Annotated in this window: 1 pseudogene; it reads left to right on the forward strand. The window is 83.1% G+C overall.

Going from position 1 to position 593, the window contains the following annotated elements:
• Positions 1-515: pseudogene (locus RKE29_RS30315) on the forward strand (peptidase M6); the annotation flags it as partial.
• Between the last annotated feature and the right edge of the window lie 78 nt (positions 516-593).

Here is a 593-nt window from a genome sequence, read left to right on the forward strand (position 1 = left end):
CCGGGGGCGGAGCCGCGGACGGCGGCGCGGACGGCCGTGCGGGCGGCCGCGGGGGAGAACGCTCGGCCGGCCACGGGGCGGGGCTCGCGGCGGCCCGCGCGGAAGGGCGCGCGGGGGCTCTCGGAGGAGCGCCCGCGGAGGCCCGCCCGTCCGGCCGTACGGGTGACCGCTTCGACGGCCGCACCCGCCTGGTGGTCGTCCGCACCGGGCCGAGCAGCGCGGTCGCCGTGGAGGCGCGCGGCGCGTACGGCAACGACGCGGGAAGCTGCGCCGAGGGCGTGCTGGTCTACCGGGTCCGCACCGACACCGCGTCGGGCGACGGGCCGGTGCAGGTCCTCGACGGCCACCCCGGCACCGAGGCGTGCCCGTACACGTCCGTCTACCCGCCGCTCGCCGACGCGCCCCTGGGCGTCGGCGACACCCTGACCTCGCCGGCGGACGGCGTGCGGGTCACGGTCACCGGCCGCGCGCGGGGCGGCGACTGGCGGGTGCGGGTCACCCGGGGCGTGCGGTAGGCCGTCCGGGGGCCCGGGCCGGGCGTCGCCCGCGCGGGGCGTGCCCCGCCGCTCCGGCCGGGCCGCCCCCGGTCGGCC

Source organism: Streptomyces sp. B1866 (assembly GCF_031932565.1).
Taxonomy (GTDB): domain Bacteria; phylum Actinomycetota; class Actinomycetes; order Streptomycetales; family Streptomycetaceae; genus Streptomyces.